The organism is Aeromonas mytilicola subsp. aquatica (assembly GCF_044336385.1).
Taxonomy (GTDB): domain Bacteria; phylum Pseudomonadota; class Gammaproteobacteria; order Enterobacterales; family Aeromonadaceae; genus Aeromonas; species Aeromonas rivipollensis.
Genome location: NZ_CP172298.1, coordinates 4275652 through 4300328, shown reverse-complemented (window position 1 = coordinate 4300328; position 24677 = coordinate 4275652). Strand labels below are relative to the sequence as shown.

The following is a 24677-nucleotide window of genomic DNA, read 5'->3' as shown; positions in this document are numbered from 1 at the left end:
ATCGCACATAATCCAACACGAATCGGATTCAATACCTTCCTGGTTGAGAAAACGATTGTTTGCTTCCAATTTAAGGGTTTTTTTAACCGCAAGGTTTTATTCTTTCCTGGCATTGAGCGGAACTCGCAAGAGGTCCGCTTTTTTTCTTTTCTCCGAATTTGAGCCCGCCGTCAAGGAAGGGGCGCATTTTTTGGCACCTCCTGCACAGCCCTCCCTAGGGGTTATTCCCCCTTGCAGGGGAACAGCTTGGGGATCTCCCGTACCAGCCAGCTCTTGGCCTTGCCCATGGTATCCCGCCGCCACGCCAGCACGACCTGTACTTGATGGCGATACTCGGGGCCTATCACCTTGAGGCGCCCCGCCTTGATGTCTTCTTCTATCCAGCTAAGGGGCATGGTGCCGACGCCAATGCCCGCCAGCAGGGCATCGCGCTTCTCTCCCATGGTGCTGACGGTCAGGCGCGGCTGCTTGTCCAGCAGGCGATAGGTGAGGGCGGGCTTGCGCCGCGCCGTGTCGGCGATGGCGATGGCGCGGTAGCGGCGCAGGGTCTCGTCCGCCAGGGGCTCGGGCTCCAGGTGCAGGGGGTGATCCGGGTGAGCGACATAGAGCATCACCTCCTCCTGCAGCGGCTGATGCTTGATGCCCGTCATCATGATGTCGGGGTTGAGGGAGGAGATGAGCAGGTCCGCCCGGCCATCTTCCAGACACTCCCAACTGCCCGCCAGCACCTCGGCTCGCAGCCGCAGCCGGGTATCCGTCTGCTCGGCCAGCCGCTCCACCAGGGGGTAGAGCGCCTGCAGCGGCACCAGGGCATCGACGGCTATGGTGATGTCGGTCTCCCAGCCCCGGGCCAGGGCCCGGGTCTCCCCCACCAGGTGCTCGGCAGCCTCCAGCAGCAGGCGACCCTGCTCCAGCAGCATGCGCCCGGCCGGGGTGAACTTGGTTCTGTGGCCGCTGCGATCAAACAGCATGGCGTCCAGCTCGTCTTCCAGCTTCTGCACCGTGTAGCTGAGTGCCGAGGGCACCTTGCCCAGCTCGTCGGCGGCCGCCGCGAAGCTGCCACGGCGGTCTATGGCGTCCAGCACCCGGATCGCCTCCAGGGTCAGCGCCCGCTCCTTGTTCGATTCCTTGGCCATATCTAACCTTCAATTTTTTTGAACATGTTTGCCAGATTATCTCGCTAACAACTTAGGGCAAGTGACTTTAATATTCAATCAACGCTTAGGCAGGAAGGCCAGGCGGCCAAATAAAAGGTAGTTCCAGGCTGAGACATCACACAGAACGATGTCTGCTGTAGGTGAAAGAACAACACACTATTTGAATAACCTCTTGCATGGATGCATTGATTCGGGCCAGACCGGCCTTGGCAATGACATAAAAACCAAGAGAGTGAATGAACATGAAAAACCTAATCAAGATGCTGGCCGTTGCAGGCCTGATGACCGCAGGTTTCGCCCAGGCTGCCGTACCGGCCGACATCAACGCCGCCCCGGGCGTGCTGTTTGTGAACTGGAACGCGACCGCCGCCATGGCTGGCAAGGCCAACCCCATGCTGGAGGTGCGCGATGAGTCTGGCGATCTGCTGGCATCGGTTCACGCCAGCCTGATGGGCACCCAGCAGGTCAAGATCCCGAGCCGCACCCAGGGCAACCTGACGGTGAGCCTGGGGGATCAAAGCAGCGACTACCGCATCCCGTTCGGTCTGGGTGACGGTCGCCAGCGCTAATCAACCGTTTACAGGTATTGGAGGAGCACACCATGATGAAATTGAGAGCCGCAGCTGAACGGGGTCATGCCAACTTCGGCTGGCTGGATGCACGCCACAGCTTCTCGTTCGGTCACTACTATGACCCGGACTGGATGGGGCACTCTGTCCTGCGGGTCATCAACCAGGATCTGGTGTCGCCGGGTGGCGGCTTCGCTACCCACCCTCATGCCAACATGGAGATCCTCACCTGCGTGCTGAGCGGCACCATAGAGCACAGGGACAGCCTCGGTCATGCCGAGCAGATACCGGCGGGGGATTTCCAGCTGATGAGCGCAGGGTCCGGCATCCGGCACAGCGAGTACAACCCCTCGCAGACCGAGCCCCTCTCCCTGTTGCAGATCTGGATAGAGCCGAATGAGGTCGGCACTACCCCGGGTTATCAGCAGAAGAAGATAGCCACCCAGCCCGGGCTGACGCTGGTCGCGTCACCGGATGGGGAGGCGGGATCCTTCAGGATCCGCCAGCAGGCCCGCATCTGGCGACTGCAGCTTGCCGAAGGGGAAACCCTCGAATGGGCATTGCAAGGGCGTCATGGTTACCTGCATATGATTTCAGGGGAGCTGACTGGCAACGGTCTGGCTGCCCGACCCGGCGACGGCCTGCTCAGTCGCGATGAGGCGTCCTGGGCGCTCACCGCCTCAGAGGGGAGTGAAGCCCTGCTGTTTGATCTGCCCTGATAGATAAATCTCGGCGAAATGAATGAGTTAACAATTAGCACTTACACTGTTATTACCAAGATGGGTAATCAAAGGAATCTGACGATGGACAAGATGAAAGATGTGGCACTGCTGGCGGGTCGTATTTTGCTGGCGCTGATGTTCGTGATGGCAGGCTGGGGCAAGATCGGCGGCTATGCCGGTACCCAGGGTTACATGGAAGCCATGGGCGTGCCCGGGTTCATGCTGCCCCTGGTGATCCTGCTGGAGCTGGGTGGCGGTCTCGCCATAGTGCTGGGTCTCTTTACCCGCAGCCTCTCTGTGCTGCTGGCCGGTTTCACCCTGATGGCCGCCTTCATCTTCCACTATCAGCCTGCCGAACAGATGCAGATGCTGATGTTCATGAAGAACCTCTCGGTGGCCGGTGGTTTCCTGGCCCTGGCGGCAGCCGGTCCTGGTGCCTTCAGCCTGGATGCCCGCCTCGGCAAGTGCTGGTAACAGCCTGATAGTTCAAGTTTTCCAACGCCTTTCGGCCGGTGCAGTTGCACCGGCTTTTTTATGCCCGCCAGGGGGCGAATGCCGGTACTGTGACGAGGCCCGCCTGGCGGTGGCAAGCGCCTTTTGCATCTTACCCCCCGATCCCCGACAATCCCATTTCGTGTGAAGTGACGGAAATGGCTCGCCTTTTCCGGCGCGCACCCCTCTTCATGAAATTGGCGGGAGTCGTCCATGTTTACCCTCTACCACTCCAATCAGCTGGATCTGCTCAAGGAGCTGCTGGTGAGCCGCATCCGGCAGGCGCCCCTCTCTCACCCCTTCGAGCATGAGCAGATCCTGGTGCAGAGTCCCGGCATGGCCCAGTGGCTCAAGCTGGAGCTGGCCAAGGCTTTCGGCATCGCCGCCAATATCGACTTCCCGCTGCCAGCCAGCTTTATCTGGGAGATGTTCACCCAAGTGCTGGCAGACGTGCCCCGCCAGAGCCCCTACAACAAGGGATCCATGAGCTGGCAGCTGATGACCATTTTGCCCGCCCTGCTGGACAGGCCCGCCTTTGCGCCGCTGGCCGCCTATCTGGGGGGGGATGAGCAAGATCCTGCCCAGGATCCCGAGCAAGTGCGGCTCTGGCAGCTCTGCCAGAAGGTGGCGGATCTGTTCGACCAGTATCTGGTGTATCGGCCGGACTGGATCGCCCGTTGGGAAGAGGGGGAGGGCCTTGTCGGAACAGGTAGTCAGGAGCTGGCCGGGGTGAGCGGTCAGGATTGGCAGCCGGAGCTGTGGCGTGAGCTGGTGGCCCGCACCCTGGCCCTCGCGCCCAGCGGCTACCACAGAGCCAACCTCTACGAGGAGTTTATCCACGAGCTGGCGCGCACCCGTGAATTGCCGGGCAAGCTGCCGCAACGGGTCTTCGTGTTCGGCATCTCGGCGCTGCCGCCGCGCTATGTGGAGGCCCTGCTGGCCCTCGGCAGCCGACCCGAGGTGGAGGTGCACCTGTTCGTCACCAACCCCTGCCGCTACTACTGGGGGGATCTGCTGGACAGAAAAACCCTGGCGCGCCTCGAAACCAAGCTCAAGCCCGGCACTGACATAGAGACGTTGCAGGGCCCCGCCAACCCGCTGCTCGCCTCCATGGGCAAGCTGGGGCGCGACTACCTGCATCAGCTGATGGAGCTGGAGGTGCCGCAAATCGAAGCCTTCGTCGATATCGACGAGGTGGATGAGCAGGGCAATGTCAGCCTGCTGCGCGCCATCCAGAAAGATGTGCTGGAGCTGGCAGAACGGGGCGCCGGTCAGTTCGACCTCGACAGCAGCCACCACAAGAGCCCCATCAGTCCGGCGGATGGATCCCTGCAGATCCACGCCTGTCACGGCCCTATGCGGGAGCTGGAAGTGCTGCACGACCGGCTGCTGGCGCTGTTCGAGCAGGACCCGTCCCTCACTCCGAAAGATGTGGTGGTGATGATGCCGGACGTGAACAGCTACGGCCCCTACATTCAGGCCGTCTTTGGCGCCCGTGGCCAGATCCCGTTCGCTGTATCGGACAGAGCCGCGAGCCAGGAGAGCCCGCTGCTGCAAAGCTTCCTCGCCCTGCTGCACCTGCCAAACGCCCGCCTCGGTGCCGGCGAGCTGCTGGCCATTCTCGAGGTGCCCGCCGTGCTGCGCCGCTTCGAGCTGGATGACGACGAGTTCAACCAGCTGCGGGTCTGGGTGCAGGAGACCGGCATCCGCTGGGGGCTGGATGACGGCTACCCCGTCCGCTTCGATCTGCCGCCCATGTCCGGCAACAGCTGGCTGTTCGGCCTGCGCCGCATGCTGCTCGGCTTTGCCATGGGGGATGGGGAGCCGGTGGCTGGCATCCTGCCCTGTGCCGACAACATGGGGGGTCAGCAGAGCCCCTTGGCCAGCATCTTGCCCTATGCCGAGATCGAAGGTCAGCAGGGACTGGCGCTCGGCAAGCTCGCCTGGTTCGTCGACTCGCTGGCGGAATTTTTGCCCCGGCTGCAACAGGCGCAGCCGCTGGCAGAGTGGAACGCCTGCCTGCTGGCGCTGCTGGAGCGCTTCTATCTGGCTGACGAAGAAGAAGAGCGTCAGCTGCAGCTTATTCGCAGCCAGCTGGCCGACTGGCAAACCCAGCTCGGGGAGGCTCGCTTCGAGCAGGCCATTACCGCCGACCTATTGCAGGATTACCTCGGCAGCGTGCTGGGGGAGTCCCGCTCCAGCCAGCGCTTCCTCGCCGGTCAGGTCAACTTCTGCACCCTGATGCCGATGCGCTCCATCCCCTTCAAGCAGGTCTGTCTGCTCGGCATGAACGACGGCGTCTACCCGCGCACCCTGGCTCCCATGGGGTTCGATCTGATGGCGGTGGCGTCGCGGCGGGGGGATCGCTCCCGTCGTGATGATGACCGCTACCTCTTCCTCGAGGCGCTGTTGAGCGCCCAGCAGGGGCTCTATATCAGCTATCAGGGCTTCAGCGCGCAAGACAACAGCGACAAGGTGCCCTCGGTGCTGCTGGCGGAACTGATCGACTATGTGCGGCAGGGCTTCGTGCTGGCGGGGGATGAGAGTCTCGACGATGAAACCTCAGGCCGGCGGCTGCTTCAGCACCTGATAGTGCCGCACCCGCTCACCCCCTACAGCCGCAACTACTTCTACCCACTGGAGGGGTCCCGCCTCTTCACCTATGCCGCCGACTGGCTGCCCGCCCTCAATCCGGTGCGCGGCGCGGCCAACTTCCAGAGTGGCGAGCTGCCGCTGCCCCCCGAATGGGGCAAGGAGCAGGGGCTGGAGCTGGCGGAGCTGCTGCGTTTCTATCGCCAGCCCACCAAGTATTTCCTCAACCGCCGCCTCAAGGTGTGGTTCGAGCTGAACGAAGCCAACATCGAAGACAGCGAGCCGTTCGAGCTGGACGGCCTGCAGCACTATCAGCTCAAGGCCCTGCTGCTCGATGCCCATCTGGCACAAGGAGATAGTGCCGTGCGTCGCGAGCGGTTGCAGCTCACCGGCCTGCTGCCCCAAGGCTGGTTCGGCAGCCTGCTGCTGGAGGATCTGGACGCCGAGATGGGCAAGCTGGCGGATCGGCTGCGCCCCTGGGTTGCGGCCAATGAGGCAGAAAAACGGGCGGTGGAGATCGATATCTCCCTGACCCAGGGCCAGCTGCAGGGGTGGATCGACACCCAGAAGGGGCGCTTGCTGGTGGTCAAACCCGGCAGCTTCAACGGCAAGGATCTGCTGCTGGGCTGGGTTCAGCACCTCTGCCTCTCCCTGAGCTGTGCCCCCGGCGACACCCTGCTGTTCGATGCCAAGCAGAGTCTGCGGCTGCCAGCTCTTCCGGCCGAGGAGGCGCGCCCCAGGCTGGCGGCCCTGGTCTCCCTCTGGGCCCAGGGGATGAAGCGGCCGCTGCCGTTTTTCCCCAATACCGCCTGGGAGTGGTTCAGGGCGATCGAGAAGGATCCGGACAAGCCGGAGGTGGCCGACAAGGCGGCCCTCACCCGCTTCAACGGCGGCTACATGGTGACGGGGGAGGGGCAAGACGTTTACGTCGCCCGCTGCTTCCCCGAACTGGATGACGCCGTGCTGGGCCAGTTGCAGGCGCTGGCCCGCGAACATCTGACCCCGCTGCTGACCACCCTGGAGATGATGTGATCATGGCCAACCCGCTCAATACATTGCGTTTTCCACTCCACGGTGAACGACTGATCGAGGCCTCTGCCGGCACCGGCAAGACCTACACCATTGCCGGTCTCTACCTGCGCCTGCTGCTGGGGCACGGCCCACTGATCGAAGAGGGCGCCGATGTGGGTCAATCCAGCGCCCACGAGCGGCCGCTCTCGGTGACCGAGATCCTGGTGGTGACCTTTACCGAGGCCGCCACCGCCGAGCTGCGGGGGCGGATCCGCGGTCGCATCCACGAGGCGCGGCTCGCCTTTATGCGGGGTGAGAGCAAGGATGACTTGCTGGCCCAGTTGCTGATCGAGGTGGAGGATCACGAGCTGGCGGCCCGTCGCCTGCTGGCCGCCGAGCGGCAGATGGACGAGGCGGCTGTCTTTACCATCCATGGCTTCTGCCAGCGGATGCTCAAGCAAAACGCCTTCGAGTCGGGCGCCCTGTTCGAGACAGAGTTTTTGACCGACGACAGCCAGCTCAGGCTGCAGGCGGTGAGCGACTACTGGCGCGCCGAGTTCTATCCGGTGGATAAAACTCTCGCCAGTTCGGTGCGCGCGCTCTGGCCTAGCCCCGCCGCCCTGCTGCGGGAGATGAACGGCTGGCTCGACAACAGCGAGCTGGAGATACACCCGGCCTTGGGGGATGAGACCCTCGCCGCCCGTCATCAGGCAGCCATGGCCCGTATCGGGGCTGTGAAGCGTGAGTGGCTGGCGCAGGGGGACGAGATCCGCCGCCAGACCGACGGGCAGATGAAGCTCTACACCGGCAAGAACTACGAAGGCTGGCTCGCCAAGATCGGCGACTGGGCACAGGACGAGGGGAGCGGCTACGCGCTGCCCAAGGATCTCGAACGCTTCGGCCAGGAGACACTGGAAGCCAAGTTGAACAAGGGGAAGGCGCCACCGACCCTGCCGCTGTTTAGCCAGATCGACGAGCTGTTGGCGAGCCGCCCCGGTATTCGCGACCTTATTCTGCAACGGGCGGCCAAGGTGGTGCGCAGCCGGATGCAGGCGAGCAAGCGCCAGGCCCATCAGCTCTCCTTCGATGACCTGCTCAAGGATCTCGACGGGGCGCTGGGCTCCAGCCTTGGCGAGCGGCTCTGCGATCGCATTCGCGCCACCTACCGGGTGGCGATGATAGATGAATTTCAGGATACCGACCCCCAGCAGTACCGCATCTTCCACCGTCTTTACGGCGGCCATCAGGATACGGCGCTCTTGATGATCGGTGACCCCAAGCAGGCCATCTACGGCTTTCGCGGCGCCGACATCTTTACCTACATCCAGGCGCGGCGAAATGTGAGCGCCCACTACACCCTGGGGCGCAACTACCGTTCCAGCGGTGCGCTGGTGGGAGCGGTCAACGGCCTGTTCGAGCGGGCCAGGGATCCCTTTATCTACGAGGCGGATATCCCCTTCCTGCCGGTGGAGGCGCAGGGCAAGAGCAAGGCGCTGCTGCTGGATGGCGCCACCGCCCCTGTGCTCCACTGCTGGCAGCTGACCGGCCAGCCCACCTTCAACCGGGGGGATTACCAGAGCAAGATGGCCCGCGCCACCGCCGCCGAGATCCACCGCCTGCTGACCCTGGCCCGGGAGGGCAAGGCGCAGATAGGTGACAAGGCGGTGAAGGCCGGGGATATCGCCGTGCTGGTGCGCACCGGCACCGAGGGCAAGCTGGTGCAGCAGGAGCTGGCGCGGCTCGCCATCGCCTCCGTCTATCTGTCGAACCGCGAGAGCGTGCTGGAGCAGGTGGAGGCGCGAGAGATACTGCTGATCCTGCACGCCTGCCAGAACCCGAGCGAAGAGCGCAGCCTGCGGGCGGCGCTGGCGACCGGCCTGTTTGATCTGGATGCCAGGGCGCTGGACGCGCTGGCCTCGGACGAGCGGGCCTGGGAGAGCGCGGTGCAGGAGTTTATGGAGTACCGGCAGATCTGGCATCGCCGTGGCGTGCTGGCCATGCTGCGGGCCCTGCTGCACAGGCGCAATCTCGCCTCCTCCCTGCTGGCGAGCCCCTACGGCGAGCGGCGGCTGACCAACTTCCTCCATCTCGGCGAGCTGCTGCAACAGATAAGCAGCGAGCTGGACGGGGAGTATGCCCTGCTGCGCTGGCTGGGGGAGGCGGTGAGCCGCCCGGGCGGCCAGGATGCGGAGCAGGTACTGCGGCTCGAATCCGAGCGCAAGCTGGTGCAGATAGTCACCATCCACAAATCCAAGGGGCTGGAGTACCCCCTGGTGTTCCTGCCCTTTATCTGCAGCCACAGAACCGCCGAGACCCCCCTCTATCACGAGGCGGACGAGGGGGGCAATCGCACCATTCTCGATCTGACCGGTGCCGACCATTCGCTTGCCGAAGCGGACAGGGAGCGCCTCGCCGAAGATTTGCGGTTGCTCTACGTGGCGCTGACCCGGGGCGTCTACGCCACCTGGCTGGGGCTGGCCCCGGTGCGCTCGGGCAACGGCAAGTCGGAGAAGACAGAGCTGCACCACACCGCCATCGGCTACCTGCTGCAAAAGGGGGAAGAGGGGGATGCCGCGACTCTGGCGACCGCCCTCACCGAGCTTGCCCAGGCGCTGCCCGGGGTGGTGGTCTGTGAGCCCTCGCTCACCCGTCCGGCCCCGCTGCCGCCAGAGGAAGAGCAGCTGGGCGAGCCCCAGGTGCGCCACTTTACCGGTTCCCTCGAACGGGACTGGTGGATCAGCTCCTACTCCGGGCTGGCGGCCCAGGGGAACGGCCACGGCAAGGGAGTCTTGGCGAACCCCGGCTTCGATGACGAGGTAGTGACCGAGGCGGCTGCCGCTGCGCAGGAAGAGGAGGCGCCCCAGCCCTCCATCTTCACCTTCCCGAAAGGGGCCCGCCCCGGCACCCTGCTGCACAGCCTGTTCGAGACCATCGATTTTCAGAGCGCCGCTGGTGAGCCGCTGGCACAGCATATCGCCGCCCTGCTGGCGCAGGATGGCTTCGACGAGAGCTGGGCCCCTGTGCTGCAACAGCAGGTGGAGGCGGTACTCGATACCCCCCTTGATACCGGCTTTGGGGAGCCGGTGCGGCTGCGGGATCTGGCCCCCGAGCGCAAGCAGGTGGAGCTGGAGTTCTTCCTGCCCATGGGGCGGGTGACGGCACCGGCGCTCACCGCGCTCTGCCAGCAGCACGACCCGCTGTCGCGGGGCAACAAGCCGCTGGGCTTCGCCACAGTGCAGGGGATGCTCAAGGGCTTTATCGATCTGGTGTTCGAGTGGCAGGGGCGCTGGTATCTGCTCGACTACAAATCCAACCACCTCGGCATGAGCCCGGCCGATTACAGCCGTCCGGCGCTGGAGCGGGCGATGGCGGAGCATCGCTACGACCTGCAATACCAGCTCTATTCCCTGGCGCTGCACCGGCTGCTCTCGTTGCGGCTGCCGGGCTACGACTTTGACCAGCACTTTGGCGGGGTCTTCTATCTGTTCCTGCGCGGCATGCCGCAAGGGGGGGTATTCCATACCCGTCCGAGTCGTGAACTGGTGCTGGGGCTCGACAAGTTGTTTAGTAAAGGTGTGATGCCTGACGATCATCGTTTAGAAAAACCAAACAAGGCAGAGGCATGAGGGGCGAGATGAAGAGCGACGGTATGATCGAACGGCTGAAAGCCCTGGCGCTGGCGGGGCGTATCCGCCAGCTGGATCTGCAATTTGCCAAACTGGTGGCCGATCTGGGCGGCAGCCCCGAGCTGGTGCTGGGGGCCGCGCTCGCCTGCTTCGAGCTGGGGCGCGGCCATGTTTGCCTGCCGCTTGACATGCTCGCTGCCGGCTCCCTGCGCCCCTTCGGGCTGGTTCCGGATCAGAGCCGGGATCTGCTGGGGGATCTGGCGGATCCTGCCAGTTGGCCCGCCCTCTTTGCGGCAAGTCCGCTGGTTGGTACGGAACAGCATGAGGGGGAGGTCCCCCGCTGGCCGCTGCGGCTCTGGCACGGGCGGCTCTACCTCACCCGCTACCACGATTTTGAGCTGGGGGTAGCCCGTCATCTGCGCGCGTTAAGTGAACGTGCCGAATGGCCCGAGATAGCCCCGGCCCTGTCGCGCCTCTTTGCCCGCGACCATGGGTTGGTGTTCGGGGCGCTGCTCAAAGCCCGCCTCGCCCCCGACTTCTCGGCCCGCCACTTTATCGAGAAGTATCTGGATCTGGTGTTCCCGAACGAGGTGGATTGGCCCGCCATAGAGGCGCTGCTGGGGAGCGCCCAGGCGGCGAGCGACTTGAGCAAGCTGGATGCGCTGGTGCCCGAGGCGCTCTGCTGCAACGGCCAGAAGCTGGCGGCGGCCACCGCGGCGGCGCGCCCCTTCGCGGTGATCTCCGGCGGCCCCGGCACCGGCAAGACCACCACTGTGGCCAAGCTCCTGGCCATTCTGGTGGAGACAGGCCTGCAAACAGGCAAGGCCCCGGCGATCCGGCTGGTGGCCCCCACCGGCAAGGCGGCGGCGCGCCTGACCGAGAGCATAGGCTCTGCCCTGCAGGCGCTGGACTTGCCCCCCGAGTGGGCCCAGGCCATCCCTACAGAGGCGGGCACCTTACACCGGCTGCTCGGGGTGATCCCGGGGCGCAGCCAGTTCCGCCACCACGCGGGCAACCCGCTGCACCTCGACTTGCTGGTGGTGGATGAGGCCTCCATGGTCGACCTGCCCATGATGGCACGCCTGCTCGATGCGCTGCCGAGCCACGCCCGCCTCATCCTGCTCGGCGACAAGGATCAGCTCGCCTCGGTGGAGGCGGGGGCCGTGCTCGGGGATATCTGCAGCTTTATCGAACAGGGCATCAGCCCCGCTCAGGCGGATTGGCTCTCCCGCCAGACCGGCTACCGCCTGCAGGGTTCGCCTGCCGGTGCACCTGTGCGCGACAGCCTCTGCTTGCTTTCCAAGAGCTGGCGCTTCGATCAGCACTCCGGCATAGGCCAGCTGGCGCGGGCCTGCAACGCGGGCGATGCCGCCGCGGTGGAATCGGTCTGGAGTGCGGGATTCAAGGACATCAGCCTGCACCCCTGGGCGGGAGAGGCCTACGAGGCCCTGATTGCCCAAGGGGTGGCCGGTTACGGCAGCTATCTGAAGGCGGCCCGCGCCGGAGAAGAGGCGTCTGCCGTGTTCAAGGCGTTCAACGGCTTCCAGATCCTCTGCGCCCTGCGGGACGGACCCTTCGGGGTGCTGGGGCTCAACGAGCGGCTCGAACTGGCCCTGTCTCGGGCCGGGCTGATCCAGCGCGACGGCGACTGGTATGCGGGCCGCCCCGTGATGGTGGTGCGCAACGACCACGGGATCGGCCTCTACAACGGTGACATGGGGCTCTGCCTGCCCGATGAAACCGGCCGCCTCAAGGTGTGGTTCGAGCAGCCGGACGGCAGCCTGCGCGCGCTCTTGCCAAGCCGATTGCCCCCCCACGAGACTGTCTACGCCATGACAATCCACAAATCCCAGGGCTCGGAGTTTGCCCATACGGTGCTGGTGCTGCCGGACAGCCCCAGCCCCCTGCTGACCCGCGAGCTGGTCTATACCGGCATCACCCGCGCCAAGGCCCGCCTCGATCTCTACGGCGATCGCGCGCTATTGGCACAGGCCGTGCGGAAAAAGACCGAGCGCTATTCCGGATTGGCGGAGAGGTTGGGGGAGTGATTGATTGGATGGCGGTAAAGGGAATTACCGCCGTTTTATTTTTTACCAAACCAAATCGTAAATATTTCACAGGTTTCTTCTCTAATAAATACCGGATTATGACTTATGAAATACACAAAGAATCAGCATATGTTATCCCAATGGGTATTGAGAAATTTTCGCAGCGATGATACAGCATTACAGCCTAAAGATAAGCAAAGGGTTTGGTGCCATACAGTATATCCTGATGAGAACAATGAAAATGATATCAAGGAAATACCATTGCCAATATCTTCAGTTGCGATAAGCAAAGATTGTTTCATGTTGGTTGATGGTGAGACAGGAGAAAAATTTGATATAGAAAAAGAACTTTCAAGCTATGAAAAGGACACATCGATCATCTTTAATGAGCTTGTCCACGAGCATGAGTTTCGTAAGCTTTTAAATGTTAACGAGAGAGGAAACCATTTGGAGAAAATGGTTAACTTTATGATTATCCAGATGTTCTTGGGATTTCTAAATCCACAAAATAGAATGGAGGGCAAGGGCGAAATTTTGAGCCAAGTATTGGAAGGGATGATGAATAGTTTTCAAGAAATAAAGGATCAGCTACTTAATCCACCATCAGAAGTAAAACCATATTTTACTCATGATATTTTCAGGAAGGCATTGAGAGTTGTTAATTCCACCTCTGAAATTTTTGATAAGTGTAAGGCATTGTTTTTCTTGTTTATGTTGGCTGAGGTTAATAATATCCCTACTTTATTTTGTCATCTTGATAGTTTCAGAAAGTATATGTTTTCAAAAATAAATATCACAGGAATTTATCATACTGGTTATGATTTTGATAGTACTGAAACTAGACCTGTTTTCACAATTAGCCCCAATGTGATCATTCTCAACCCAGACAACGATTTCAATTTGTTACCTTTGGCTCACAATTTGGCGATTGGCTTTTCTCTACGTAAGCATAGTTACTACAACTCATATCTGAATATATTTAGTGTTGAGCCAAATAAATTAAAATGCAAGAGTAGCGAAAGCATTCGCATATTTAAAGTTTCTCATGATTATATCGATGGGATAACTGGATGGGTTAGCATGATAGGTGTAAGTCAAACAAATACTATGTATACACCCTATGAGTTAAAAGATATTGAACGTTATTTGAAGCTGCAAAATGATAATTATGACAGTCACTATACACCAGAGCATCCCGAGCTTGTAATCGTGAAGTATTGATATCAATGCTTGCTGTTTTTATCTTAACTTTTGCACTACCTGAAAGTTTTTTGTCGCGAAGCCAAACGTTCACCACGTAATCTCTTTTTCCCCCCCTCATCCCCAGCCCTTCTCCCGCAAGGGGAGAAGGGAGGTTTGGCCCCGTTGCTATATCCAGAATTCACACGCCATTGCCAGCGCTATATCCCCGATGCCGGATGATCCCCTCTCCCTTTGGGAGAGGGCTAGGGTGAGGGGAGCGGATTGCCAGAATGCCCACTTTGTCCACTTGGTAAAATCGGGTAGGGTGCAATGAACGAAGTGAATTGCACCGCTCCTATTTCTCTGCCAAAAGGTGTAATGCGCTTCGCTTATTACACCCTACACCCTACACCCTATATCCAACCCATACACGACAGGATGTCATTGCTTGAGACTTGAATTTAACACTATCGATCTGGAGCGGGATTACGAGTTCTGTGTGCAGGCGCGCAGGGATGCCTATTTTTGCAGCTTTCATACCTTTGATGGCTTTGCCGACTTTATCGACGGCTATCGGGAGCGGATCTCTGAAAGGCTGGGGCAAGCGCAATGGCATTACATCCATGTCTGGGTGGGTGAACAACTGGTGGGTCAGCTGGAATTTCGCAGCTTTTCCGATGAGCCCGAGACCGGCTATGTGCAGCTGATTTATCTGTTCCCCGAGTATCGTGGCACCAGCCTGGCCGCCGAGTTGCAGGCATATATCCGCCAGCAGTTGCTGGGGGCGGGCTGCAAATGGGCGTTGCTATCCGTTAGTCGTACCAATTTGCGGGCGCTGAACCATTACCGGCGTTCGGGCTGGACATTTTTGCGTTCCAATCCAAAACACGAAGAGACGGATTTTTATCGACTTGAACTGGCAAAATAATCTCGTATGTTGGGCTTCGCAGGCTCAGCACCAACCTACCGATTGGGTAGGTTGTGGCTGAGCGTAGCGAAGCCCAACGTTTACCGCGTAATCTCTTTTTTCCGCCCCTCATCCCCAGCCCTTCTCCTCCTTTTTTAATAAATGGGAGAAGGGAGCAATGCCGTTACCGCTGTCCGATTACGCTTCGCTAATCGAACTTACGAGAGGGTCAGGGTGAGGGGCCAACCAAGGGGCTAAACAGTCAGCTCCAGCCGGTTGCCTTCGGGATCGAGGAAGGTGCTCTCGTAATAGCCGTCGCCGGTCCAGCGGGGGCCGTCCAGGTGTTTGACCTCGGCGCTCTTGAGCAGCTTGAGGCGTGCCGTCATCTGATCTACCGCCTCCACGCTGCCGAGGGAGAAGGCAAGATGGGCCAGCCCTTGCAGCGGATGCGACAGGCCGAGATCTGCCGGAAACAGGGTGGGGCTGTGCATCAGCTCCAGGCTGGCGCCCCCCTCGAAGCGCACGAAGTAGGACGAGAACTGCTTGGTCGGGTTGTGGTAGCGCTCATTGGCCTGCCCGCCAAACAGGGTGCAGTAGAATGCCTTGAGTGCCTCCAGATCCTGCGCCCAGATGGCGACGTGATGTATGTGCATGGCTTGTCTCCTGTGACTCCATGCCCTTGATGTTATGCTCTGGCCTAATCCTTCGACATGGCTGAGCCCGTCCTGATGATGTCTGAAACTGCCAACCCCGATCTCATCGATGTCTCCCCCGACTGTCGCGAGCAGATCTGCTGCGACAGCCTGCTGCCCGCCCTTGTACAGGAGCGGGTCTGGCTGGCGGGCTATTCCCGCCTGCGCACCCGCTATCGCATCGAGCGCCGCCTAGGGGAGGTGCACTGCTTCCTGCTCACCTTGGGGGGCGAGGGAGAGGTGCGGCTGGGGGATGGCTTCGTGCGGCTGCCGGTGGGGGAGTGGGCCCTGATCCCGGCGGGGGAGCCGCTCTGCTATCGGTTGCCAGAGACGCAGTTGCCAGAGATGCAGTTAGCGGAGACGGGGCTAACAGAGACGCAGTTGCCAGCGCAGCAACAACCGACGGCAAAGGGCGGCTGGGATCTGGTGTGGCTGCTGCTGCACAAGGATTCCCCCTGGGATGCCTTCGCCAGCCGCCTCCGTCTGGGGTGCACCTCCCAGCAGGGGACACTGCTGCGCACCCTGGAGAACCTCTATGCGGAGCAGGAGCGCCATCAAGACCCGCTGCTCAGCGCGCTGCTGGTGGAGCAGCTCGGATTTTATCTGCGCCGCCTGCTGCAAAAGGGGGAGGGGCAGAGTCGCGGCGAGCGGCTGGCCCTGCGCCTCGAATTGATGCTGAAAGATTCCCTGACCGAGTGCTGGGACATAGGACGGATGGCCGCCGCCCTGCACCTATCGGAGCGCCAGCTCCATCGGCTCAGTCAGCAGCACTTCGCGCTGGCCCCCATGGCGCTGCTGCAACGGCTGCGCTTGCAGCGGGCGGCGCTCCTGCTGGCGAGCCGGGCCGACTCGGTGAAGCTGCTGGCCGCCCAGTGCGGCTTCAAGAACGAATACCACTTCTCCACCGCCTTCAAGCGCCAGCACGGGCTGGCCCCGAGCCACTATCGCCAACTGCATCACCCCGCCTTCAAGGGGCGCTGAGGGCACCCCAAAAAGAGCGGGGCCCGAGGTGTTCCCCCGGGCCCCGCAAGCAGCAGTCTGTGTCAGCTGCTGGATTTGATGCTGACGAACTCGGGATAGGCATCGACGCCGCACTCGTGGACATCCACGCCCAGCATCTCTTCCTCTTCGCTGACCCTCAGGCCCATGGTGGCCTTGAGCAGGCTCCAGACGATGAGGGAGACGGCAAAGACCCAGCCGAAGATGACGGCGGCCCCCAGCAACTGGGCGCCGAAGGTGGCGCTTGCGTTGGAGAAGGGCACCACCATCAGGCCGAACAGGCCGCAGACCCCGTGTACCGAGATGGCGCCGACCGGGTCATCTATTTTCAGGCGATCGAAAGCGACTATGGCGTAGACCACCAGGGCTCCGGCCAGGGCGCCGATCAGGCTGGCGAACAGCGGGCTGGGGGAGGCCGGGTCGGCTGTGATGGCGACCAGACCGCCGAGGGCACCGTTGAGGATCATGGTGAGATCCGCCTTGCCCCAGGTGAGCTTGCTGACCAGCAGGGCGCCGACCACACCGGCGGCCGCGGCGGCATTGGTGTTGACGAAGACGGTGCCGATGGCGGTGGCGTCAGCGGCGCTGGAGAGCGCCAGCTGGGAGCCACCGTTGAAGCCGAACCAGCCCATCCAGAGGATCAGGGTGCCCAGGGTCGCCAGCGGCAGGTTGGAGCCGGGGATGGGATGGATCTCCCCCTGCTTGCCATATTTGCCACGACGGGGGCCGAGCAGCAGCACGGCGGCCAGGGCCGCGGCGGCGCCCGCCATGTGGACTATGCCGGAGCCCGCGAAGTCGGAGAAGCCCGCCTCTTTCAGGAAACCGCCACCCCAGCTCCAGTAGCCCTCTATGGGGTAGATGAAGCCGGTCATCACCACGCAGAACAGCAGGAAGGACCAGAGCTTCATCCGCTCGGCCACCGCCCCCGAGATGATGGAGGTGGCGGTCGCCACGAACACCACCTGGAAGAAGAAGTCGGCGTGCAGTGAGTGGCCCGCATCCTCGGCCTGGCTGCCCATCAGGCTGCCAAAGCTCGGCAACCAGCCGCCGGCGCCGTTGTCCACGTACATGATGTTGTAGCCGACCAGCAGGTACATGACGCAGGCGATGGCATAAAGCAGGATATTCTTGGTCAGGATCTCTGTGGTGTTCTTGGCGCGGACCAGGCCCGCCTCCAGCATGGCGAACCCGGCGGCCATCCACATGACCAGCACGCCGGAGATCAGCAGGTAGAAGGTATCGAGCGCATAGCGCAGCTCGCTGACGGATGTGATCAACTCTTCCATGTCGTGTTCCTCGGTTCCAGTCGTATCAAAGGGCGTCTGCGTCTGTCTCGCCGGTGCGGATGCGCACGGCGGCCAGCAGGTCGCAGACGAAGATCTTGCCGTCACCTATCTTGCCGGTGTGGGCGGCCTGGCTGATGGCTTCGATGATGGGCTCGACGTTGTCGGCCTGGGTGGCGATCTCCAGCTTCACCTTGGGCAGGAAATCCACCTGGTATTCGGCGCCTCGATAGAGCTCGGTGTGCCCCTTCTGGCGGCCAAACCCCTTGACCTCGGAGACCGTCAGCCCCTCTACGCCGAGGGTGGCGAGGGCTTCGCGAACGTCATCGAGTTTGAACGGCTTGATGATGGCAGTGATTAACTTCATGCAATGTCCCCAATCCTTGGTGGTTCACCAAGACAAAGGCAAATATTGCGCCAAGAATTTTTCCCTATTTATTCAATGATTTATTTCATGGCAGTCAGAGGGAGTGACGAGAGGTGCCCCATTTGGGCAGGGCTGCGCCAAGGGGGTGCACCACCCTGGTGCAAGGGGGCGGGCAGACAAAAGAGGGAAGGCGTGACGGCGCTCAAGACTGGCGGCAGGCCCTGCTGCTACTGTTATTCAGGGGAGCCTGGGGGCGGCCGATAACCTTGTCATGACAGGGATTGCAGGCAGGCAGTCGTCATCGGGTAGCCCGGCAGGCGGCCGCATTTTTCAATGATGTTCAACCGCCGGACTCGAGTCACCCGCAGTGGCGCGGGGGAGCAGAACAAGGATGGTTTCCATGCTGCAGGACAATGACACTATCAGGATCCAGGATCTCAATGAGGCCGCGGTACACGGCATTCTGGAGGTCATCAGCGACGGGATCTGGGACTGGAATGCCAACACCGGCTTCGTCTATCGCAATCCGGGCTGGTATCAGATGCTGGGCTATGAACCGCACACCCTCGACAACACGGTATTCACCTGGGAAAACCTGATCCACCCGGACGATCTGGCGCGGGTGATGGCCCGCTTCGATGCCTATCTGAGCGGCCAGTCTCCAGACTACAGGGCCGAGTACCGCTGTCGCTGCCGCAACGGGGACTTCATCTGGATAGAGGATTGTGGCCGCATCATAGTGCGCAACCCGGACGGCTCCGTGGCCAGGATGATAGGGGCGCACCGGGACATTCATGCCCAGCGGGAGCTCTATGCCCGGCTGGAGCTGCACAATCGCTCCCTGGAGCAGCAGGTGGCGGAGCGCACCGCCGAGCTGGAGCGGCTCAACCTGGCGCTCCAGCATCAGGTGGAGGAGAACCGCCGCCTGGCGGAGACGGATTCCCTGACCGGGGCCGCCAGCCGCTATCGGCTGGAGCAGGCCGTCCGGCTGGAGTATGAGCGCGCCCGGCGCTTCAAGGAGCCCTTCGCCGTGATCGCCATGGACGTGGACGACTTCAAGCAGATCAACGATCGCCACGGCCACGGGGTGGGGGATCAGACCCTGATCGACATAGTGCGCCTGACCCGCGGCTCCATCCGCGAGATCGATCTGCTGGCCCGCTGGGGGGGCGACGAATTCATGCTGGTGCTGCCCAACACCCGTCTGGCGGAGGCCCATGTGGTGGCCGAAAAGCTGCGACAGCGACTGGGCTATGCCAGGGTCAAGGGGGTGGAGCCCATCACCCTGAGTTTCGGTCTGGTGGAGTCCATGCCGGACGAGCCCCTGAACCAGTTGATGGCGAGGGTGGACAGGGCGCTCTACCGGGCCAAGCTGGCGGGCAAGGATCAGCTCTCTGGCTAGGGGAGCCGCTATCCGTCTCCGGCCGCCCTGTCCAGCCTCGAGTCCCTCTTCCCCCCCGAATGCGGCTTGACCTTGGGATCATCTTGACTCCAATCGAGCTCACTGGTCTGATGCGCGCTCTTTCATTCCTGTGAGATGTATCTTAATGAAAAAGTGCCTTCTGATTGCCCTGACCGCCCTGCCCCTGGTTGCCCACGCCGGCCTGATGGATTCCCTGACCGACTCCGTGACCAGCAGCGTCACCAGCACCGCCAAAGAGATGGCCGGTACTGCCGTGGACAGCGCCTCCAACGAAGCGATCAAAACGGCCCTGGATATCAAGGAAGGCGGCTCCAACAAGCAGGCCATCAAGGACAAGCTGGGCGCCCCGGCCAGCACCAAGACCGAAGCCGGTCTGGAAGTGTGGACCTATGACCTGAGCGCCCTGAACAAGGTATCTCCCATGCTGGCAGAGACCTCCAAGACCCTGTTCAAGGATACCGAAGCCGCTCAGAAGAGCGTCGTCATCAAGTTTGAAGGCGAAACCGTCAAGACCCTGAACCTGGCCGACAAAGCCAAGGCCTGAGTCTGAACGACGTGCATGAAAAAGGGGCCCGTGGGCCCCTTTTTGCTGGCTGGCGTTCGCCATCACACCTTGAAGCGGCGCACCAGGGCCAGCAGCTGGCGGTTGGAGCCGAGCAGTGACGCCGCGCTCTGCTCGGTCTGGCTGCCGTTTTGCACCAGCAGGTTCAGCATGTCGCGAATGCTCACCATGTTGCGGTTGATCTCCTCGGTCACCCGGCTCTGCTCCTCGGCGGCGGTGGCGATCTGGCTGCTGAGATCGTGGATCTGCACCACAGAGTCGGCCATGCTGTCGAGCCCGCCGGTGACCTGACCCGTGGTGTCGGCTGCGGCCTGGCAGCTGCGCTTGGTCTGCTCCATGGCGACCACGGCCTCGGCCACCCCCTGGGTGAGGCGCGACAGCATGCTGCCCACCTCGGCAGTGCTGTTCTGGGTGCGGGCCGCCAGGGCGCGCACCTCGTCGGCCACCACGGCGAAGCCTCGTCCCTGCTCCCCGGCCCGGGCCGCTTCGATGGCGGCGTTGAGCGCCAGCAGGTTGGTCTGGGCGGCGATGCCACCTATCACCCCGAGCACGCTGCCGATCTGCTTGGCATCCTCCTGCATCTCCAGCACCTTGGCGGCGGCGAGATCCACCTCGTCGATCAGAGCCACCACGCTGGCGGAGGCCGAGCCCACCACCTTGCGCGAGTTGGCGGCCTGGCCATTGGCGGCCTCGGTGAAGCTGGCCGAGTCGCTGGCGTGCTGGGCCACGCTGTCGGCGGTGGAGCTGAGCTCGGTGAGGGCGGTGACCACCTGATCCGTCTCGCTGGCGTGTTCCCCGAGGATCCGTCGGGCCTGACCTGTCTGCTGATCGAGCTGTGCCAGCTCCCGGGTGATGAGGTCGGTGGCGTCCGTCACCTGCACCATCATCTGCTGCAGGTAGGCGATGAAGCGGTTCACCGACAGGGCTATGTTGTCCAGCTCGTCATGACCCTTCACCTGGATGCGGGCCGTCAGGTCCGCATCGCCGGCACTGAGGGCATCTATGTTGAGCTTGAGGGTTTGCAGCCGGCTGCCGAGCTGGCTGATGGCCAGCACCATGAGCACGAACAGCAGCCCCACCAGGGGCAGCTGGATCGCGGCCAAAGTGGCGAGCACATCCCGGCTGTCCTGGGTCAGGATGCGGGTCGGCAGGGCGGTGGCGAGCAGCCAGGGAGTACCTTCGATGGCCTCCATCAGCAGGGTCTGTTCCTCCCCCTGATCCTGGAAGGTGGTGCGCAGCAAGCCCTTGCTCGCGTCCTGGCCGAGCAGGCTGGCGATGGCCCCGGCGAAGGGGTAGTCGGCGTGGGCGGAGAGATTGCCGAGCACCACATCGCCACCGAGGCGGGCGTTCTTGCTCAGGATCTTGCCGTCAGCCTCGACTATCATCACCTGGCCGCCGATCTCCTGCTCCTTCCTGGTCACCAGCTCGTTGAAGAACCCCAGAGTCACGTCTATGGTCGATACCCCGTACAGGGCGCCGTCCCGGTAGATCCCCATGGCGCAGTTGGTTCTCGGCTGCTGGCTGGCGCCATCCTTGTAGGCGGCGGCCCAGACGCACATGCCGCGGGGAGCCTGCTGCCCCGCCTTGTGCCAGGGTTGCTCGAAGTAGTTCGGCGCCTCGGCCGAGTTCCAGTAGGTGTTGGGGATGAGGGCGTTGGCCGCGTCCCTGTGATAGAAGGTGCTGAACTTGGCGCGGCCCGCCTCGCGTTTCTCCGGCAGGGGCCAGATGCCGCCACCGAAGACCATGGCGTTGCCGTATTGATCGATGAGGGCGGGCAGCAGGGCGTCTATCTGCTCGCTCGGCAGCTGGGCCACCAGCTGGGTGATGCTGCGGGACTGGCTCTGCACCCCGTTGAGCTGGTCGCGGATGTCGGTGGCTATCTCGCTGACCCGCAGCGCCACATTCTGCTCACCGGCCTTCTGCAGCGCCGGCTTGATCCAGAGCTGGATGCCGATCACCGTCAGGGCGCACACCAGCGCCATGAATCCCAGGAAGACGGCGGTATAACGCCCCTTGATTGTGCCCAGATTCCATCCCATAACGACTCCTGTCCACTGTGGCCGGGGCCTTGCCCGATCCTGTTATTTGAGCCGCCATTATTAGCTATTTCGAAACTAAAACGTTTGTTATCGCTCACATATCCCGGTGCAGGGAGGCAGAAAAGTGGCGCCATGGCGGCGTCAGTCGCAGGACAGGGCAGTTGAGCGGACACGAAAAAAACAGGGTGGCCATGGCCACCCTGTCGTTATCTTGCTTGCTTAGTCGCGTCGGTTTACTGGTTTGCCTCGGCAAACGACTTCATGACCTCGACTTACTGGTTCGCTTCTGCAAATTGCTTCATCACCTCTGCGTGCTTGATCATGCCGTCGGCACGCAGGCCGAGGTTTTTCACGAACTCGGCCTTCTTGGCCGGATCTTCAATCTTGTCGTAGCGCTGTTGCAGGTGAGCCTGGATCTGTTCCGGGGTCATGTTCTTCATGCGGGCCATCTTGTCGTGGCGACCGCCGTGGTGCTTGCCGCCCATCATGCCGGAACCGTCCATGGGGCAACCGGCCGCCGTGGCCTGGGTCGGCTGGGCGGTGGAGACAGCCTCGCTGGCGGCATAGGCGCCCAGCGGCAGGCCGAGGATCAGGGTGGCGGTCAGCAGGGTCTTGGTCAGCTTTTTCATGGGTAACTCCTGTCGGATGAATACGGGTAGAGGCTCTTTCGCCTTGGTATCCAGTAAACACCGTGGAAGTGTCTGAATTTTGCCAGTTGAAGCCTATTTTGTAGCAGAGTGTGGCATCTTGGCGCTCTGGCACACTTTGACACAACCCGCCCGATTGATTCTCGTATAATCGCCCCAGCTCGATAACGGGAGAGACAATGATGAACCAAGGCAGCCCTCATATTCTGGTGGTCGACGATCACAGCGAGATCCGCGATCTGCTCAAGCGCTTTCTGGAACAACACGGCATGCGCGTCAGCTGTGCCCGGGATGGCAAGGAGATGAAGCGGCTGCTGGACGAGCGGGAGTTCGATCTGCTGGTGCTGGATCTGATGATGCCGGGGGAAGATGGCCTGACTCTGTGTCGCGAGCTCAGGGTGAAGTCCCGTCTGCCCATCATCATGCTCACCGCCATGGGGGAGGAGACGGACCGCATCATAGGGCTGGAGATGGGGGCCGATGACTACCTCGCCAAGCCGTTCAACCCGCGCGAGCTGCTGGCCCGCATCAAGGCGGTGATGCGCCGCACCCAGGCGGAGATCCAGCCCGTTCCCGAGGTCCTGACCCGGGATCTGCGCTTCGATCGCTGGCTGCTCGACATCAATCGCCGCGAGCTGGTGGACGAGGAGGGGGTGGGGATGAGCCTCTCCACCGCCGAGTTCGATCTGCTCAAGGTGTTTCTGGAGCGCCCCCAGCGGGTGCTGAGCCGGGATCAGCTGCTGGATCTGGCTCGTGGCCGGGAGGCGGTCGCCTTCGATCGCGCCATAGATACCCTGGTGAGCCGGCTGCGCCGCAAGCTGGAGCGGGACCCCAAGAATCCCGAGCTCATCAAGACCATCTGGGGCGGCGGTTACCTGTTCGCCGCCGACGTGACCCAGGAGTGAGGCCGGCATGATCAAGGGCTTCTTCGCCAGGCTGCTGCCCAAGGGGCTGACCGGCCAGATAGTGCTGGTGGCCCTGGCGGGACTGGTGTTGATCCAGCTGCTCAGCATCCAGATCTACCGCTCGGATCGGGAGGAGGCGCTCGGCTACGTCAACAGCCGCAACGCCATGCAGCGGATCATCTCTGTGGTGCGCCTGCTCTCCCTCTCCCCCCCTTCCCTCTATCACGAGATCCTCAAGGCGAGCCGCAGCGAGACCCTGCTGCTGCGCCTCGCCGACGAGCCGCTGCAACCGGACAACCGCAGCCCCCGCTTCGAGAAGCTGGTGCGGGCCAAGCTCGGGTATCCGTCGTCCCTGTCGGTGGAGATCAGCGCCGAGTTGAAGCAGGACATACAGCGCAGCCGGGCCTGGCAGCACCACAACCGCATGATGAAGGATCGCAACGGCATGCCGCCGCCCCAGGACATGCGGCTCTATGGCTCCATCCAGTTGCCCAACGGGGGCTGGCTGCAGTTCAGCTCCCTGGTGGACAAGGAGGCGGTGAGCTGGTCCTGGCAGACCACCCTCAACCTGCTGCTGGTGGCGAGCCTGGTGATCGGCCTGATGATCTGGCTGTTCCGCCGGGCGACCCTGCCCCTCAAGCAGCTGGCCGCCAACGCCGACAGGCTGGGGCGCGGGGAGGACATAGAGCCCCTGCGTGAGGAGGGGCCCACCGAGATCCGCGAATCCATCCAGGCCTTCAACCGCATGCACACCCGGCTCGATCGCTTCGTGCAGGACAGGACCCGGATGCTGGCCGCCATCTCCCATGACCTGCGCACCCCCATCACCAGCCTGCGGCTGCGCAGCGAGTTTCTGGCAGACGGCGAGGACAAGGAGCGATTCCAGCAGACCCTGCAACAGATGGAGCAGATGCTGGCGGCGACCCTGAGCTTCGCCCGGGAGGAGGGGCAGCAGGAGGCGACCCGGGAGCTGGATCTGGTCAGCCTGCTGGAGAGCCTGTGCGATGACTATGCGGATACCGGCCAACCCGTCATCTGCCTGGCACAGGGCAAGCAGGTCTACGCCTGCCGCGCCAATACCCTGCGCCGGGTGCTGCAAAACCTCATCGGCAACGCCATCAAGTACGCGGGCGGGGCCGAGGTGTCCCTGGAGCGAACCGAATCCGAGCTGCTGATCCTGGTTTGCGATCGGGGGCCAGGCATAGCCCCGGGCCAGCTGGAGGAGGTGTTCAAACCCTTCGTGCGTCTCGACGAGGCCCGCAATACCGAGTCGGGCAGCGTGGGGCTGGGGCTCGCCATCGCCCGTACCCTGGTGCATCAGCACGGCGGCGAGCTGACCCTGCACAACCGTGCCGAGGGCGGCCTGGAGGCCAGGATCAGCCTGCCGCGCTGACAGTTCCCCTCCCGTCGCCCATGAAAAGGCCCGCACTCGGCGGGCCTTTTCATCTCTCGCT

At 62.3% G+C, this 24677-nt stretch carries 19 protein-coding genes; 13 read left to right on the top strand and 6 right to left on the bottom strand.

Annotation, left to right across the window (positions count from 1 at the left end):
• Positions 1-221: 221 nt before the first annotated feature.
• Entirely contained in the window at positions 222-1136 is a 915-nt protein-coding gene (locus ACFWHB_RS19710; RefSeq protein ID WP_139744813.1) for a LysR family transcriptional regulator, read from the bottom strand.
• 257 nt (positions 1137-1393) lie between these two features.
• Between ACFWHB_RS19710 and ACFWHB_RS19705 the strand changes: the two genes are divergently transcribed.
• The 8 genes from ACFWHB_RS19705 (at position 1394) to ACFWHB_RS19670 (ending at position 14327) form a co-directional block, all read left to right on the top strand.
• Positions 1394-1726, top strand: a complete 333-nt coding sequence (locus ACFWHB_RS19705; protein ID WP_163149433.1) for a hypothetical protein — start codon at positions 1394-1396, stop codon at positions 1724-1726.
• Positions 1727-1758: 32 nt separating this feature from the next.
• Entirely contained in the window at positions 1759-2445 is a 687-nt protein-coding gene (locus ACFWHB_RS19700) for a pirin family protein (protein ID WP_395949098.1), read from the top strand.
• Between the two features lie 18 nt (positions 2446-2463).
• Positions 2464-2922, top strand: a complete 459-nt coding sequence (locus tag ACFWHB_RS19695) for a DoxX family protein (RefSeq protein ID WP_289980842.1) — start codon at positions 2464-2466, stop codon at positions 2920-2922.
• Positions 2923-3153: 231 nt separating this feature from the next.
• Positions 3154-6564: an exodeoxyribonuclease V subunit gamma gene (gene recC, locus ACFWHB_RS19690; protein WP_395949097.1), complete on the top strand. Its 3411-nt coding sequence runs from the start codon at positions 3154-3156 to the stop codon at positions 6562-6564.
• A gap of 2 nt (positions 6565-6566) precedes the next feature.
• A complete protein-coding gene (gene recB, locus ACFWHB_RS19685; RefSeq protein ID WP_395950226.1) occupies positions 6567-10169 on the top strand; it encodes an exodeoxyribonuclease V subunit beta in 3603 nt (1200 codons plus the stop codon).
• An 8-nt stretch (positions 10170-10177) separates the two neighbouring features.
• Positions 10178-12217, top strand: coding sequence for an exodeoxyribonuclease V subunit alpha (recD, locus tag ACFWHB_RS19680; protein WP_395949096.1), 2040 nt, complete (start codon positions 10178-10180; stop codon positions 12215-12217).
• 105 nt (positions 12218-12322) lie between these two features.
• Positions 12323-13438, top strand: a complete 1116-nt coding sequence (locus ACFWHB_RS19675; RefSeq protein WP_395949095.1) for a DUF4238 domain-containing protein — start codon at positions 12323-12325, stop codon at positions 13436-13438.
• Positions 13439-13847: 409 nt separating this feature from the next.
• Positions 13848-14327: a GNAT family N-acetyltransferase gene (locus ACFWHB_RS19670; protein WP_395949094.1), complete on the top strand. Its 480-nt coding sequence runs from the start codon at positions 13848-13850 to the stop codon at positions 14325-14327.
• Positions 14328-14560: 233 nt separating this feature from the next.
• On the opposite strand, the gene ACFWHB_RS19665 is transcribed toward ACFWHB_RS19670, so the two are convergent.
• Positions 14561-14959 (bottom strand): VOC family protein, encoded by a 399-nt coding sequence (locus ACFWHB_RS19665; RefSeq protein WP_395949093.1) that lies wholly within the window; start codon positions 14957-14959, stop codon positions 14561-14563.
• Positions 14960-15034: 75 nt separating this feature from the next.
• Between ACFWHB_RS19665 and ACFWHB_RS19660 the strand changes: the two genes are divergently transcribed.
• A complete protein-coding gene (locus tag ACFWHB_RS19660; RefSeq protein ID WP_395949092.1) occupies positions 15035-15979 on the top strand; it encodes a helix-turn-helix transcriptional regulator in 945 nt (314 codons plus the stop codon).
• 62 nt (positions 15980-16041) lie between these two features.
• Here ACFWHB_RS19660 and ACFWHB_RS19655 read toward each other — a convergent pair whose 3' ends face one another.
• Together ACFWHB_RS19655 and glnK are read right to left on the bottom strand one after the other, a co-directional pair.
• Positions 16042-17283: an ammonium transporter gene (locus tag ACFWHB_RS19655; protein WP_106885605.1), complete on the bottom strand. Its 1242-nt coding sequence runs from the start codon at positions 17281-17283 to the stop codon at positions 16042-16044.
• 25 nt (positions 17284-17308) lie between these two features.
• Positions 17309-17647: a P-II family nitrogen regulator gene (gene glnK, locus ACFWHB_RS19650; RefSeq protein WP_025328566.1), complete on the bottom strand. Its 339-nt coding sequence runs from the start codon at positions 17645-17647 to the stop codon at positions 17309-17311.
• Between the two features lie 400 nt (positions 17648-18047).
• Here glnK and ACFWHB_RS19645 point away from each other — a divergent pair, with 400 nt between their 5' ends.
• Positions 18048-19049, top strand: a complete 1002-nt coding sequence (locus ACFWHB_RS19645; RefSeq protein ID WP_106885606.1) for a sensor domain-containing diguanylate cyclase — start codon at positions 18048-18050, stop codon at positions 19047-19049.
• A 145-nt stretch (positions 19050-19194) separates the two neighbouring features.
• On the top strand, positions 19195-19614 hold the full coding sequence (locus tag ACFWHB_RS19640) for a hypothetical protein (RefSeq protein WP_106885607.1): 420 nt from the start codon (positions 19195-19197) through the stop codon (positions 19612-19614).
• Between the two features lie 62 nt (positions 19615-19676).
• On the opposite strand, the gene ACFWHB_RS19635 is transcribed toward ACFWHB_RS19640, so the two are convergent.
• A complete protein-coding gene (locus tag ACFWHB_RS19635; RefSeq protein ID WP_395949091.1) occupies positions 19677-21671 on the bottom strand; it encodes a methyl-accepting chemotaxis protein in 1995 nt (664 codons plus the stop codon).
• Between the two features lie 272 nt (positions 21672-21943).
• Positions 21944-22300 carry a hypothetical protein gene (locus tag ACFWHB_RS19630; RefSeq protein WP_106885609.1) on the bottom strand — a complete coding sequence of 119 codons (357 nt, stop codon included), beginning with the start codon at positions 22298-22300 and terminating at the stop codon, positions 21944-21946.
• Positions 22301-22500: 200 nt separating this feature from the next.
• Here ACFWHB_RS19630 and ACFWHB_RS19625 point away from each other — a divergent pair, with 200 nt between their 5' ends.
• The gene (locus ACFWHB_RS19625) at positions 22501-23223 is read left to right on the top strand and encodes a response regulator (RefSeq protein WP_394294335.1); all 723 of its coding nucleotides are present in this window, start codon (positions 22501-22503) and stop codon (positions 23221-23223) included.
• Between the two features lie 7 nt (positions 23224-23230).
• Positions 23231-24616: an ATP-binding protein gene (locus ACFWHB_RS19620; RefSeq protein ID WP_394294324.1), complete on the top strand. Its 1386-nt coding sequence runs from the start codon at positions 23231-23233 to the stop codon at positions 24614-24616.
• The last annotated feature ends 61 nt before the right edge of the window (positions 24617-24677 follow it).